Annotated in this window: 8 protein-coding genes; 5 read left to right on the top strand and 3 right to left on the bottom strand. The window is 74.2% G+C overall.

Annotated features, from left to right (window positions below):
* Positions 1–6: 6 nt before the first annotated feature.
* Entirely contained in the window at positions 7–3801 is a 3795-nt protein-coding gene (locus tag ACFO0B_RS26625) for a LysM peptidoglycan-binding domain-containing protein (RefSeq protein ID WP_378615543.1), read from the top strand.
* 2 nt (positions 3802–3803) lie between these two features.
* The gene (locus ACFO0B_RS26620; protein ID WP_378615542.1) at positions 3804–8339 is read left to right on the top strand and encodes a hypothetical protein; all 4536 of its coding nucleotides are present in this window, start codon (positions 3804–3806) and stop codon (positions 8337–8339) included.
* 85 nt (positions 8340–8424) lie between these two features.
* On the opposite strand, the gene ACFO0B_RS26615 is transcribed toward ACFO0B_RS26620, so the two are convergent.
* Positions 8425–9762, bottom strand: coding sequence for a lipase family protein (locus tag ACFO0B_RS26615; protein ID WP_378615541.1), 1338 nt, complete (start codon positions 9760–9762; stop codon positions 8425–8427).
* Positions 9763–10151: 389 nt separating this feature from the next.
* Here ACFO0B_RS26615 and ACFO0B_RS26610 point away from each other — a divergent pair, with 389 nt between their 5' ends.
* The 3 genes from ACFO0B_RS26610 to ACFO0B_RS26600 all read left to right on the top strand — a co-directional run bounded on the left by ACFO0B_RS26610 (position 10152) and on the right by ACFO0B_RS26600 (position 12431).
* Positions 10152–10886: a dienelactone hydrolase family protein gene (locus tag ACFO0B_RS26610; RefSeq protein ID WP_378615539.1), complete on the top strand. Its 735-nt coding sequence runs from the start codon at positions 10152–10154 to the stop codon at positions 10884–10886.
* Positions 10887–11079: 193 nt separating this feature from the next.
* The gene (locus ACFO0B_RS26605) at positions 11080–11400 is read left to right on the top strand and encodes a hypothetical protein (RefSeq protein ID WP_378615537.1); all 321 of its coding nucleotides are present in this window, start codon (positions 11080–11082) and stop codon (positions 11398–11400) included.
* 14 nt (positions 11401–11414) lie between these two features.
* The gene (locus ACFO0B_RS26600) at positions 11415–12431 is read left to right on the top strand and encodes a DUF6745 domain-containing protein (RefSeq protein WP_378615535.1); all 1017 of its coding nucleotides are present in this window, start codon (positions 11415–11417) and stop codon (positions 12429–12431) included.
* A 97-nt stretch (positions 12432–12528) separates the two neighbouring features.
* Here ACFO0B_RS26600 and ACFO0B_RS26595 read toward each other — a convergent pair whose 3' ends face one another.
* Positions 12529–13653 carry a glycosyltransferase gene (locus ACFO0B_RS26595; RefSeq protein WP_378615532.1) on the bottom strand — a complete coding sequence of 375 codons (1125 nt, stop codon included), beginning with the start codon at positions 13651–13653 and terminating at the stop codon, positions 12529–12531.
* Entirely contained in the window at positions 13650–14978 is a 1329-nt protein-coding gene (locus tag ACFO0B_RS26590) for a glutamate-1-semialdehyde 2,1-aminomutase (RefSeq protein ID WP_378615529.1), read from the bottom strand. Before ACFO0B_RS26590 ends, ACFO0B_RS26595 begins: the two co-directional genes overlap by 4 nt.
* Between the last annotated feature and the right edge of the window lie 14 nt (positions 14979–14992).

Below are 14992 nucleotides of genomic sequence, written 5' to 3'. Positions count from 1 at the left end.
GGACCGATGGCACAGCTGTACACGGTGGTGGAGGGCGACACGCTGTGGGCGATCGCGATCCGGTTCTACGGGGACGGAACCGCGTTCGCGGTGATCGCCGCCGAGAACCGGATACCGGACCCGAACCACATCGTCCCCGGCCAGGTGCTGCGGATTCCGGAGCTGCCCGCGCCCCCGATGCCGCCGCCACCCGCTCCGGCGACCATCACCTTCCGGCTGCTGCGCCCCGCCGACCTGGTCGACCTGCGTTGTGCGGCACACGAATTCGCGTTCGCCACCGATCATCGGCCGACCGTCGCCACCCATGTCGTCGCCGAGGGCGACACGCTGTGGGATCTGGCCACCCGCTTCTACGGCGACGGCACGAAGTTCACCCTGATCGCCGCCGCGAACCACCTCGCCGACCCCGGCCTGATCTTCCCCGGCCAGGAGCTGATCATCCCGGACCTCGCCGCACCCGCCGCCGAGCAGGTGCACGAGGTCGTCGGGGGCGACACGCTGTGGGATCTGGCGGCGCGCTTCTACGGCGACCCCACCCTGTTCCCGCTCATCGCGGCGGCCAACGGCATCGGCGACCCGCACCGCATCCACCCGGGTCAGCGGTTGGTCATCCCGGACGTGCGGCCCGCGGAGCCGGGCACCCCGCGCATCCCCCGCCTGGTCGCGGTCGGCGACGACGCGCACCTGATCGTGCGATTCGGCAGCCAGAACCTGCTCGAGCAGCGGTTCGGGGCCGCACCGGGCGTGGTGGCGCGGATTCTGGCGGCCCACGATTCCCGAGTGGTGTTCGCGGTGGCGAAGGGCACCGAGATCCCGTTCACCACGGCGGGGGTGCTCGCCGCGCTGCGCACCTTCCCGCTCCGGGTCCCCGCCCGGGCACTACCCGCCGGTGAGCGCGGCGAACCCGGCGTACCGGTGCCGCCGGAGCCGGACCGCACCGCGATCGAGGCGCCGTTCCGGCTGGTCGTCTCGCCGAGCCGGCTCGGCGGATTCACGCACAGCCCCGGCATCGGCTCCGCGCCGGGCGATCCCGGCCGCACCGAGCTGTGGACGACGCTGCTCGGTGTGCGGACCGAACGGGACGGGCAGTTCGCCGACGTCGACCCGGACGCCGCCGATCAGCGCATCGTGCGCGCGGTCTGGACCCGGGACGCGGATCCTGGCGTCACCGATCCGGGGTTCGACGCCTCGCTCACCCCCTCCGATCGGCACTGGATCGTCCGCCAGACCTCGGAGACCGGTATCCGGAACGCCGCCGACGTCCCGGTCGAGCCCGCCCCGCTGACCGTGCGCAGGCTCCGGCTCAGCGCGGTGGGCGCCTGGGTCGACTGGAGCGGCCGGTGGAACGACGAGGACTATCGGAGTGCTCCGCCGCCGCCGGGTGCCCTACCGGGTCCGCTGGTGGCGTACCGGCATTCGGCACCGATGGGGCGCGATGCCTACGTCCGCGTCGAGAAGGCCGGGTATCTGTTCCCCTTCGGGCACCGGGTGACGCTGGTGAAGGTCACCGAGCGGCGCATCGGCGGCGGCCCGGATCCGGTGGCGTTCCTGCTGCAGCGCAGCTTCATCGTGGTGCGCGAGCGCACCCGCGACTACGGCGCCGCGACCCGGCGCCGGTTGCCCTTCGGCACGGTCTCGATCGACCCGCCGGTCACCCCGGACCTGGCGCCGCTCCCCGAGGGCCCGCAGGTGACGGTCCCGAGGATCGGCGGCGAACCGTACCGGTGGACGGTCACCGGTATCGACCACGAAGGCCGCCCGATCACCCTGTCGATGCCGCTGGTGCTGGTCGTGCCGGGGCGGACGGTGACGGCGACCGCGACGATCCTCGCCGCGTGGCCGCCGGAGCTGCGGCGCGTCCCCGTCGGGGACGTGGCGGTCGCGATGGCTCCGCCGTCGACGCCGGGTGACACCACGCTCGCCGTGCACGCCCTCGACTTCACCGGCGTCGCCGATCCCGATCCACCCCGGGCGACCAGCACGCCGGCCATGGCGCGGGCCTTCGTCACGATCCCCGCGCTGGACACGATCGGCCGCCCCCGCGGCCCGGTCGAGACGCGCTACGCGGAGGGCTATGCCACGAGTGACTTCGACGCCAATGCGCAGGTCTTCCTCACGCTCGCCGACCGGCAGACCCTGAGTTTCGCCGGCGGTGCCGATCGCGCAGGCGGTTTCGTCGAACCGAGCGTCGCGGTGGCGGCGCTCTCGCGCCGGCTCGGCGCGATCGGTGACGAGGCCGGTGCCGCCGCGGGGACGCTCGACCCCGCGACGTTCCTGGCCGGGGCACTGCCGAAGCTGTTCGGCCTGTTCAGCCTGGTCGAACTGGTCGACAGCGCCGGCCTCGGCGAGGCTCCCGCCCTGATCGCCGAGCGGCTCGACGTGCTCGGCTCGCTCGGCGCGGAGTTCACCCGGTTCACCGGCGCGCTCGACCGGGCCGGTGCCGAACTCGGCGACGACATCGCGCACGCCGCCAATGCGGCGGCGAGCGGGCGCGCGGAGGCACTGCGGACGCTGGTCGACGCCGCGCGGGCCGGATCGGCCGGGGCGGACGAGCAGCTGGGCGCGGCATTGCGTGCCGTACTCGACGGACAGGCCGACGAAGCCGCGGCCGCGGCCGGCGCCTTCCGCGCGACCCTGTCGGCCGTCGACCCGGTGCTGGCCGACCCGGCGCTGCCCGCCGCGCTCCGCGCCGCCCTGCACAAGCCCGTGGCCGCGCTGCGCCGGATCGCCGATCTCACCCAGGGTTCGGAGCTGCTCGCCGCACTGCGCGCGCCGTTCGCCTCGAACGTGCTGCGCTTCGAATGGCAGCCGAGGCTGAAGAACTGGTCGCCGCCGGGCGTGAACGCCGACACCGACCCGGTGTTCAAGCCCCGGCCGGACGGCCTGGTGATCGCCGTCGAGGTCCGCACCACCGAACGCGGCGAGCCCGCCGTCGACATCAGCGCGCAGCTGCGCGCCTTCGAATTGATCCTGATGCCGGGCGCCCCGCTGCTGTCGATGCGCTTCGGCCGTCTCGGCTTCCGGGTCGACGGGGCGCGCAAGCCGGAGATCGACGTCGTCTTCGACCGGCTCGAATTCCTCGGAGCGCTGTCCTTCATCGAGAAGATCCGGCAACTGATCCCGTTCGACGGCTTCGCCGACCCGCCGTACGTCGACATCGCCGCCGACGGGGTGACCGCCGGCTTCGATCTGGCACTGCCGAGCGTCGCCGTCGGGGTGTTCGGGCTGGCCAACATCACGCTCTCCGCGGACTGCCGGATCCCGTTCCTCGGCGCGGCGGTGACGGTCGGTTTCGGCTTCTGCCGCAAGGATTCCCCGTTCCGGCTGACGGTCATGTGCATCGGCGGCGGCGGCTGGGTGGAGCTGCGGCTGAGCCCGGCCAAGATGGTCGTCCTGGAGATGGGGCTGGAGGCGTGCGCCTGTCTCGCGGTGGATCTGGGTGTCGCCTCCGGCTCGGTGTCGGTGTCGATCGGGGTGTATCTGCGGCTGGAGAACGGCACAGGGCAGCTGACCGGCTACTTCCGGATCCGCGGCGAGGTGGACGTGCTCGGCCTGATCTCGGCCTGCATCACCCTCGAGCTGTCGCTGACCTACCACTTCCGGTCCGGCAAGCTGATCGGGCGCGCGAGCCTGACCGTCGAGGTCGAGGTGCTGTTCTTCTCCGCCTCGGTCGAGATCGTCTGCGAGCGGCAGCTGGCCGGCTCGAAGGGCGACCCGACGCTGCGCGACATCATGCCGCCGGAGTCCGGCGGCCACGACATGTGGAACCACTATCTCGATTCGTTCGCGATCGGAGCCTGACCATGCCCGGTACCGCTGCGCTGCTGGTGACGGCGCTCCCGCACTCGGTCGACCCGGCCGCGGGCTTCCACGTCTCGCTCTTCTTCACCCACCGGCTCACCCCCGGCGAGACCGGCACCCTCGCCGACGTGCCCGCGCTGACGAACTGGGTCGCGGCGCTGCGCGGCGCGCGGATCGTGCTGCGGACCGACGCGGGCCCCGTCGCCTGCACGCCGATCCTCGACCCGCTGGACGAAGCAGCCTGGGCGACGGCGTTCCCGCCGCAGACACCGGTCGCCGCGTTCCCCGCGCCGGTCACCACCGACACGCCGTGGAAGAGCTACCCGGCCCACCGCCTGCCCGAGCACGCGCTCGGCGCGCACTACGTCTCCGCCTACTCCTCGCCGGTCACCCGGCCGTCGGTGGCGGGCAGCCGCCTGGCGCGCGCGATCCTCGGGGTGCTCGGCGACACCGTCGTCCCGGCCGGTGACTACCCGCACCTGCGCCGCACGCTGGCCGCGCTGGACTCCTACGCGGCGGCCGAGCAGGCCCGGCGCGAGGCGAACGCCGACGCCGCGCGCGCCGACGCCACCGCCGCGCTGCGGCCGGGGATCCCCGCGCCGCCCGCCGATCCGCGCCCCGAACCCACCCCGGAGCCGAGCGGCCCCGCGGTGCACCTGGCCGAGGCGACCGGTGAGCGGCAGCCGTGGCGCTCCCCGATCGAGGCGCCGCTGGACGAATGCGACCGGGAGATCAGCGACTTCCTCGACAAGCCGCCCCGCGACCGGGACGCCGAGGATCCGGCGCTGGGCATGTTGCGCGATACCCATGCCGCGCAGCGCTTCTACCACCGGCCCGAGGAACAGCGGACGTACGCCCCGACACCGGTCGACGGGGTGCACGAGCCGCGCCCGGCCCCGCCGGTGCAGGACTTCCACGCCCGCGCCGCCACCGTCGGCAGCACCCCCGCGCTGGCCCGGCGGCTCGGCTTCGTGCTCGATCTCCGCGTCGCGGACCTCGGTGCGCTCGCCACCGCCACCCTGATCTGCTGCGATGTCACCGTGGACGGGGTCGGCGCACTGGTCGGACCCGCCACCCGCTGTGTGGTGGACGGTCAGCGGTTCCTCGCCGCGCCCGACAGCGACGCGTGGAGTTCGGGCTTCCTCACCGTCGGCAGGCCCGACCGGTACCGGGTCCTCGACCTGGACCCGGACGCCTCGGGGCTCAAACTCGAGCAGTTGTTGCGCGGCACCGTGCGGGCGCGGGCGAGCGAACTCAACGGCGACCCGGCCGCGTTCGCCCCCGGCACGCTGCGCTCCTCCGGCTTCTCGATCGCCCACATCGGCCGTCCGGACGAGTTGCGGGCCCGGGTCGCCGCGGCCGAGCAGCTCACCCCGCGGATCGCCACCGGGGAGGTGCCGCCCGCCGAACGGCAGCCGCTCGGCTTCGAGTCGCTGGCGCGCGGCTACCGCCTCGAGGTGTGGGACGACAGCACCGAGCACTGGCACAGCCTGCACGAACGGCTGGTCAGCGTGGACCATCGCGGCACCACCCTGCTGAGCGACGCGCCCGACACCGGCTATCTGCAGAACGCGCCGATGACCCGGGTCCCCGGCGATCCGGCGAACCCCTACTACGTGCACGAGGTCGTCGCCGGGTGGGACGGCTGGAGCTTGGCCGCGCCCCGGCCCGGGCTGCGCATCGTGCACGACAGCGGCCAGGGCGGCGAGCCGGGCTCGGAGCTGCTGCGCGCGGAGGACGAGCGCCCGCCCGCGGCGGCCGACGGCCTCGGCATCCGCTCGGTGCCCGCCCCGCGCTCGCTGCCCGCGCTGCGCTACGGAAGGCGGTACTCGTTCCGTCTGGCCGGGGTGGATCTGGCAGGCAACAGCGTCGACCGCGGCACCGCGACGGCGCCGCCCGGCCCCGGGGCGGTCGCGGCGGCCGCCGCGCATCTGGCCGCCCTGCGCGCCGATGCCGACGCCCGCGACGCGACCGGGCTGCTCGCCCGATCGCGCGGCACGGATCCAGGGCATCGCCCGGCCGGTAACGATCGGGTCGCCGCGGTGGAACAGGCCATGGCCGCCGTCGAGGCCGCCGCGGGCCGCCCGGCCGTCCGCCCGCAGCTGGCGATCGAGCCGGAGCGGTTCGCCGCCCTGTTCGCCGCCGAGTCGGCCGACCCCGCGACCGTCACCACCCCGCGGCTGTTCCTGCGCTGGGAGGCGGTGCTGCCCCCGGCAGTGGTGCCCCGCGCCCCCTACTCCCTCGGCGAATCGCTGCACCGCCTGGTGATCCGCGACAGCGCCGACGGCGCGGTCAGCACGCAGCGCCATCTCGCCCCGCCCAAGTCCACCCAGCTCGACGCCGAGCTGGACGGGCGTTTCGACCCCTTCGCGACCTCGGCCGACCCCGCCGAGCGGCGCCGCGGCTACGCCATCGCGCTGGCCGAGCGCGGCACCTTCTTCCACCGGCGGATCCAGGACCTCGACGACCCGGCCGCGACGGTGCCGCAGCCCGGGATGTCGCTGCACGCCTCGCCCGGCGCCGATCCGGCCGCCCTGGTGGATCTCGATGCGCTGCAGGATGACCCGGAGGCGCAACCCGCCGAGGGGCAGTATGTGGTGCACGACGTGGACCAGCTGGTCGTGCCCTATCTGCCGGACTCGATGGCCCGTGGCATCGCGCTGATCTTCTCCCGCGCCGCGGCGGGCCACTCGCTGCGCGATGCCCGCATCCTGCAGTCGGTGGTCATCCCCTATGCCGGGGAGTGGCCGCGGATCCGGCCGCTGCGGCTCGTCGTGCACGGCGCCCCGGTGCTGCACGCCGCGCAGGAGGGTGACGTCATCGACGTCGGGGTTCCGCCCGGTGAGCAGATCGCGGTCGCGGTCTCCACCGTCCTGGACCGGGAACACCTGAACCGGCTGGGGCTGTGGCGTTTCCACGCGGTGCACGATCCCGGCGTCGCCGAAGCCGACCGAATGCTGCTCGAGCAGGCCGGGCTCGACGGCTGGCTGTGGTGGCTCACCCCGAGCATCGATCTGCGGCTGGTGCACGCCACCGTCCGGCCCGCGATCGCGCCGGAGCTGACCGCGCTCACCGCACCCGCGCGCACCGCCGGTGTCGCCAGCGCGGAACTGGTCGGATCCCTGCGGGTGCACGGGGCCAGCACCGACCGGGTGGAGCTGCGGGCGTCCTGGACCGATCTGGTGGACGACCCCGCCGCCGCCGAGCCGGGCCCGGTGCCGAAAGCGGAGGTGGTGACCGGCTTCGCGATCGGCGCCGACGAGGGGGAGTCGCTGTTCACCAGCACCGCCGCGACAGTCCCCGGCAGCCGCGACCCGGGGGTGCCGCTCCGGCCGGTGCTCCATCGGCTACCCGACACCAGGTATCGGGAGGTCGACTACCGGTTGCACGGCACCTCGCGCTACCGCGAGTTCTTCCCCGCCGACCAGCTGCCCGCCCCCGGCGACGAGGGCAGCGCCGGTCCGGCCCGCCGGGTGGCGCACCCGAATTCGGCACCGCCCCCGGCACCCGCCGTGCACGAGGTCGTGCCGATGTTCCGGTGGGAGGAGGACGTCGAACCCGGGCACCCGCTCGCCCGCCGCCGCACCCGGCGCAGCGGTGTCCGGGTCTGGCTGGATCGCCCCTGGTTCGCCAGCGGGGACGGCGAAGTCCTCGCGGTGCTCATCGGGGCCGCGGGCTTCCCCGCCCCCGCCGGGAACGCGACCACCGAGGAGATCAGCCTGTGGGGTCGCGACCCCGCCTTCGTCACCGCCGCGCTGCGGAGCTCGACCGACCTCCAGGTTGCCCCGGCCTGGCACCAGCGCGCCCTGCAGCTCCGCCTCGATCCCGGCGCGCCCGCGGGCCGCCCGATCGGCCGTGCCGATGTCGACGCCGATCGCGTGGCCTACCTGTACCGGCCCGAGTACCACCGCGAGCGCGGGCGCTGGTTCGCCGACATCGTCTTCGACGCCGCCGACATCGCCTGGCCGTTCGTGCGGCTGACGCTGGCGCGATACCAGCCGCGCTCGGTGCCCGGGTGCTTCTTCTCTCCCACCGTGGCCACCGATTTCGTGCAGTTGCTGCCCGAGCGGATCGCGACCCTGAGCCGCCCGGCGGCGGGACAGGTGCGGATCACCGTCTCCGGAGCCACCGCCCTCACCGACACCCCCGGGCTCGTACCGCCACCGGCGCCGGAGGAGTTCGCCGACTTCGTGATCCGGGCCCTGCCCGCCTGCAGGCAGGTGATCGCGACCCTGCAGGTGCGTGATCCCGGCTCGGACAGCGATCTGGGCTGGACCAAGGTGGGGCAGACCGTGTGCACGGTCGCGGGTGCCGAGGTGACCCGCGACCCCGCCGACGGGCGCCGCACCCGGCTGGCGGCCGGATGGAGCGGGCTGCTGCACCTCGACCCCGCCCTGCGCCTGCGCACCCCGGGGACCACCCCGGAGACGCGCGTCCTCGTCGAGGAATTCGAGCTGCTCCCGACAGATCCCGTCCCCGGCACCGAGCCGCCCGCCACGATGCCCCGGCTCGTCTACGCCGACCACCTCTATCTGTGAGCATCGCGGGGACGGCCGGGGTCTCGGTGTCGCAGCAGTTCCATCGAGCCGCCCCGGCACACCGACCGGCCGGGCTAACCGGCACTCAGCACTCGCTCGGCGCCGGGATGCCGCGGAGGCGGCCGTCGACCCACCCCTCCAGCTCCGGTGCGCCGGTGACGTAGCCGATCAGGTGCTCGCCGGGCACCACCCGGAACACGCCGGGAACACCGCGCCCGCACTGCTCGCGGAACACCCGCTGGACATCGCCGAGCGGGATCCACGGGTCGTGCGCGGCGTGATACATGAACAGCGGCGCCGAGGAGGTGCGGGCGGTGAGGTCGAACTGCCGGAAGAGCGCCGCCGCGAACTCGCTGTCGAGCGGGGCCGCGGTATCCGCGGCGGTTTCGACCGGGAGGCCGACGATGCCGAGCGGGCCGGAGGTCTCACCGCAGATGTCGCGCAGCGGCGAGGTCGCCACCCACTGGGCCGAGTTGTTGATGTGCCGGAGGATCTCCGGGTGCTCGCGCGCCAGCGCCAGCGTCACCGTCAGCAGGATGCCCGAGGAGATCCTGCCGTTGAACTGGTGCGCGATGTTCACGTAGTCGGTGACGACGCCGCCCGCCGCCGCTCCGGCCAGCACCCCCGCGAGCTCGGGGGCGTACTCGTCCAGCTTCATGGCAGCGGCGTAGGCGGCGATCGCGCCGCCGGAGTAGCCGACGGCCACGTACCGGCTCTCGCCGAACTCGCCGGGCGGGAAACCACGTGCCGCGCGGATGGCGTCGAGCATGACGTGCGCCGCGACGTTCGGATCGGCGTAGGCCATGAAGGGGCCCTCGTGGTCGGGCAGCAGCACCGCGTGGCCCTTGCCGAGCGCCGTCCGGACGGCGGGCAGGAAGGCGGGGAGGTCGGCGTTCGGCTTGTCCAGCAGCCCGTGCGACATCTGATACCCCGGGGTGCAGTGCAGGCCGAGCGAGTTGATCGGCAGCGCGTTGACCTCGACCGGCCGGGAGCCGGGGCCCGTCCACGGCGCCACCGGGACGATCAGGGTGGCGGTTCCGAACGACGGCGCGCCCGTGCCGGAGGTGGAGCGGAACTTCAGCAGCGTGGACCGGGCGACCGGCATCCCGACCCGCAGCGCGGTCGTCGCCGTGACCTCCCTGGCCTCGATGATCTCTCCGGGCGCGCGTTCCGCGAGATCGGCGGGCCAGGTGTCGAGGATCGGGTCACCCGATGGCGACGGCAGTATCGCCCGCCACAGCGATTCCTCGTCGGTCGCCACGGGCGGCGCGGGCACGGTGCCCTCGATCCACGCCTGCAGCGGCGAGGGCGGGGCGGCGGGTAACGGTGGTTCGACCGGATAGGGCGGAGCGGCGGAGGCGGGGGCGCCCATCAGGGCACAACCCACGAGCACGGCGACAACGATCGGCACGGAAGTTTTCACAGACTCTCACCCTCGACTCGAAGCGATTTCGGCCGACGGCGGGGCGCTCACGTCCGGGGGATTCGAGCTGACTCCCGATGGGCGTCGGCACCGCACCGTGATCGCGGCCGGGGGATGTGACATGTGCTGGTGCACTCTAACCGATCTCCGCCCGGATATTCGGTATGCACCGTCGCCGCCCTGGTCCTGCACCGGCCGGTACCCGGAACCACCGCGAAAACCCGTTGACGATGCTCTGCGGCCATTGCTACCTTGCCGAGGCCGTGCAAGAGAACGAGGAGGTGGTACCCGTGAACGCAGTATCGACATGGGTGCTCCCCTCCGGGGTCACGGTCGGGCGATAGGTCGCCCGGGAGCGCCGCTCGAGAGCACTCCCGAAAGGCACGATCATGCGGTTCAACACTGAACAGCGCCTCGACGACGACATCCTCGAACGTGAATTCACCCTCGGCGGGATCCCCGGCATCCTGTGGACGCCCGGATCCGCATCCGGTCCCGCGCCACTGATCCTGGCCGGTCCCCCTCCCCTCGGGCTGCGCGCCTCGTACCCGCGCTTGCTGGCCCGCGCCCGGAGCTCCCTCGCGCAGGGCTACGCGGTGGCCACCATCGAGCTCCCCTGGAGCGGCGAGCGGCCCCGCTCTGCCGCATTCGACCAGGCCCGCGCCGACCTGCAGCGGGCTCTGGCGGCGGGCGGGCCGGTCGACGGCGCGATCGTCGACCGGCTCATCCTTCCCCTGGTCGACGAGGCGGTTCCGGAGTGGCAGGCCGCCCTGGACGGCCTCCTCGCCCTGCCCGAGATCGGCGGCCCGGTCGGCTACTCGGGCGGAGTGATCTCCATCGGCACCCGGCTCGCGGTGGTCGAACCACGCATCGCGGCCGCCGTCCTCTTCGCCGGAAGTTTCGTGCCCCGCGCCGTACTCGACGAAGCCCGGCAGGTCGCCATTCCGCTGCATGTCCTGCTGCAGTGGGACGACGAGGGAAACGACCGGCAGATGGCCTTGGATCTGTTCGACGCCTTCGGCTCCGCGGAGAAGACGTTGCACGCCGATATGGGCGGCCACACCAGCGTGCCTCCGTATGCCGGGGAGGCGGCCGACCGGTTCTTCGCCAGGCACCTGAGGTGAGGCCGCCCCGGCAGGTCATGTATGCGAACACTGTCCGATTTGCGCATGAGTAGCTGACCCTCGTTCCGTCCGTCGGTGCACCGAGCGCGTCCGGCCGGGCCGGGACGGCCCGGCCGGAACCTGTCGGTCCCCCTCGCTACGTTCCCTTCGAGACCGGCGCAGCGGGCGCCGGCGAACGTCGCGGGGAGAAGCCATGTTCCGACAGGGAGACGTCCTGATCGTGCCGGTGCCGGAGGAGGCGGTGCCGCGGCACGCGGTCGACGCCGCGGGCGAGCCGCGCGACGCGCGCGGCCGGATGGTGCTGGCGCTCGGCGAGGTCACCGGGCACGCGCACGCCCTCGTCGCGCCGGGGAAGCTGGTGCGTACCGGCGCCGAGCGCATGCTGCTGCACCTGCCCGAGGGCGGGCGGCTGAGCCACGAGGAGCACGCCGCCATCCCGCTGCCGCGCGGCTGGTACCGGGTGGTCAGGCAGCGCGAGTACACCCCGTCCGCCATCCGCGTCGTCGCCGACTGAGCGCGGGAGCACCGATGAGCATCGACACCTGGCGTGACGTCGCCGCCACCACCGGCCCCGCCGACCGCCCCGCCGCCGAGGCCGCGGTCCGGCTCGCCTACCACCGCGCCGGACTGCCCGCCCCCACCACGGTGATCTGGGCCGACTCCCCCGCGGCCGCGGTCACCGCCGTCCGCGCGCTGACGAATCCCGGTGCCTCCGTGCGTGATCGGGTACGTACCCGGCCGTGGGCCGCCGAGCGGGCGCGGCTCGCCGCCGAGCTCGGCCAGGACGGCTGGGCCACCCGCTGGGCCGACACCGGCGCCCGGCTCTGGGATCTCACCCGCGCGCTCACCGGGGTCGTCCGCGAACAGGTCGTCGCCGCGCACATCGGCGCCGCCCCCGATGCGAAGGCCCGCGCCCGCGTCGAGGGCGAGACCCGCGCGATCCTGCTCGACGCCGTGCTCGGCCAGCACGACGCCCCTTGGCTCGCGGCCTTCGACGGCGCCCCCGCACTGGCCGGAGTAGCAGGGGTTGCCCGCACCGCGGGCTGGTGGTGGCCGTACGAGCACGCCGTCGTGCTCAGCGAGCGCCCCACCCGGCTGCTGCGCGACGAGGCTGGCAGGCTGCACTGCGGCGACGGCGCCGCGCTCGCCTACCCCGACGGGTTCGCGCTGCACGCCTGGAGCGGCATGCCGGTCCCCGCCGAGCTCGTCGCCGACCTGCGCACCCTCACCCCGGAGCGCATCCGGGTCGAGGAGAACGCCGAGCTCCGCCGCGTCATGCTCGAGCACTTCGGCTACGACCGCTACCTCGCCGAATCGCACGCCGAGCCGGTGCACCGCGACGAGACCGGCATCCTCTGGCGCATCCCGCTCCCCGGTGACGAGGACGTCGTGATGGTCGAGGTGGTCAACTCCACCGCCGAGCCGGACGGGAGTTTCCGCACCTACTGGCTGCGGGTTCCGCCGGGCACGGCCACTGCGAAGGCCGGGGTGGCGTGGACCTTCGGGCTGGAAGCCGACGAGTACGAGCCGCAGCGGCAGACCTGAGCCGGGCGGGGATCGTGCCGCTGCCCACCCGGCTCGGCGGGGCGAGAGACCGCGCTTCTCGGCACGCCGAGGGATGACCGCCGCCTGCCTCTCCGGCTCACACCGTGGCGGCCGCCATGGCCTCGTCCACCACCGCCACCATCCTGGCCCGGAACGCCTCCGGGCCGAACGACTCCGCGTGCGCGCGGACGGCGGCGGGGGTGTAGGCGGCGATGTCGTGTGTGCCGAGAACCTCGGCGAAGCCGTCGACCACGGCAGCGTCGTCACCCGGCGGGACGTGGGCGCCGCTGAGGCCGGGCAGCACGGTGTCGAGCGCGCCGCCGGAGCCGACGGCGAGGACGGGGGCGCCGCAGGCCATGGCCTCGACCGGGACGATGCCGAAATCCTCGACGCCGGGCATGAGCAGGGCGGTGCAGCGGCGGTACATGTCGACCAGGACGTCGTCGGGAGCGGCCCCGAGAAAGGTGGTCTCGGGTCCGGCGAGCGCCTCGAGCTGGCGGCGGTAGCGGCCGTCACCGACGACCACGAGGCGGCGGCCGGTGCGCTGGGCGATGCGGATGGCGAGGTCGGGGCGCTTGTAGGGCACCAGCCGCCCGGCGAAGAGCAGGAACTCCTCCCGCGGAATCGAGGGCTCGGGGGCGAAGCGGTCGAGGCGGACCGGGGGGTGCACGACCGAGGCGGGCAGCCCCCACCAGTCGCGGACGCGGTCGGCGACGGCGCGGGAGTTGGCGACCACGCCGGTGAGCCGGGGGGCGGCGGCGAGTTCGGCGCGCCTGGCGAGCACGCCGAGGGTGGCGAGCGCGGCGCGGCCGAGCGGGCCGCCGGCCTCGCGGGCGCGGAAGGCGGGGTCCCAGGCCCAGCGGGCGGGGCTGTGCACGTAGGCGACCACGGGGGCGTCGGTGGCGAGCGCGGCCTGCACGGCGAAGGCGTGGTGGCTGATCACGACGGCGTCGAACTCGCGCAGCGGGAGGCCGCGCAGGGCGCGGGGCACCAGCGGGAGCAGCGGGGCGTGCGAGCGGCGGCCGGTGGCGGCGTGCAGCCGGTTCAGCCAGGTGGTCTCGATGGTGTCCCAGGGCGGGTGGGCGATGTCGGGGGCGGCGGCGGGGTCGACGAGGGGGGCGAAGACCCGGGCCCGCGGCCAGGCGCGGGCGAACTCGCCGACCACGGCCTCGGAGCCGCCGTACTCGGTGAAGCGCTCGTGCACGATGGCGATCCTGGTCATCGCAGCACCTCCGCGAGCCGGCGCGGCGCGGCGGTTGCGCGCAGCGCGGGGGCGACCGGGCGGCCGTCGAGCAGGCCGTCGACCGTGCCGCGGGCGAGCGCATCGGCGTAGACGGCGGCGGCGCCGCGCACGGCCTCGACGGTGTGGTCGATGTCGGCGTCGGTGTGCGCTGCCGAGGTCACGAAGGACTGGCCGAGCACGCCGCGGCGCAGCAGCTCGCCGAGGAACAGTGTGCGGAACTCCTGCGAGGGCTGCCCGGCCGGGTCGAGGGTCTGGAAGACCAGGCAGGAGGGGCGCCCGGCGACCCGCAGGTACTCCCCGATCCCGAGCTCGGCGACCACCGCCTCGAATCCGGCGCGCAACCGCAGCCCGGCGCGCTCCATCCGCCCGACCGGGTCGGTGGTGGCGTAGGCGTGCACGACGGCGCGGAACGCGGCGAGCGCGCCGGTCTCCGGGCCGTGCGTGGTGGAGAGCAGGAAGACCCGCCGCTCGTCGGTGCGCAGCCCGCCGCGCTCCATGTACTCGCGCTTGCCCGCGAGCGCGGCGAGCGGGAAGCCGTTGCCCATCGCCTTGCCCCAGCAGGACAGGTCCGGCGCGACCCCGTACACCGCCTGCGCGCCGCCCGCCGCCCAGCGGAAGCCGGTGATCATCTCGTCGAAGATCAGCAGCGCGCCGTACCGGTCGCAGAGCGCGCGCACCGCGGCCAGGTAGCCGGGCGGCGGCTCGTGCAGCGCGGTCGCGGCCTCCATGATCACGCAGGCGACCTCGTTCCCGGACAGCACCGCCTCCAGCGCGGCGGCGTCGCCGTACGGGAAGGAGACGGTGCCGGGTTCGGGGATGCCCGCCGACATGGCGGTGGTGCCGATGAACCAGTCGTCCACCGAGAAGAACGGCTGCGCGCAGGCCGCGACGGTCACCCGGCCGGTGACGGCGCGGGCCAGCCGGACCGCGGCGGTGGTGGCGTCCGAGCCGTTCTTGCCGAACTTCACCATGTCGGCGGCGGGCACCAGCTCCAGGAAGTCCTCGGCGGCGGCGAGCTCCAGCGTGGTGGGGCGGGAGAAGTTGCTGCCGTCGGCGATGGCGGCGGTCACCGCATCGACCACCGGCCGGTAGCCGTGGCCGAGCGTGACGGCGCGCAGCCCCATGCCGTACTCGACGAATTCGTTGCCGTCGGCGTCGGTCACCCGGCAGCCGCTGCCGCGCACCAGCACCGGCGCCATCCCCTCCGGGTACTGGTCGTCGCCCCTGGCGTAGGTGTGCGCGCCGCCGGGCACCAGTTCGTGCAGCCGCGCCTGGGCGGCATTGCTCCGCGAGAAATCCGTCACGGTCGCTCCTTCCC

Source organism: Nocardia jiangsuensis, from assembly GCF_042650385.1.
Classification (GTDB): Bacteria; Actinomycetota; Actinomycetes; order Mycobacteriales; family Mycobacteriaceae; genus Nocardia; species Nocardia jiangsuensis.
This window is presented reverse-complemented; position numbering and strand designations above follow the sequence as displayed.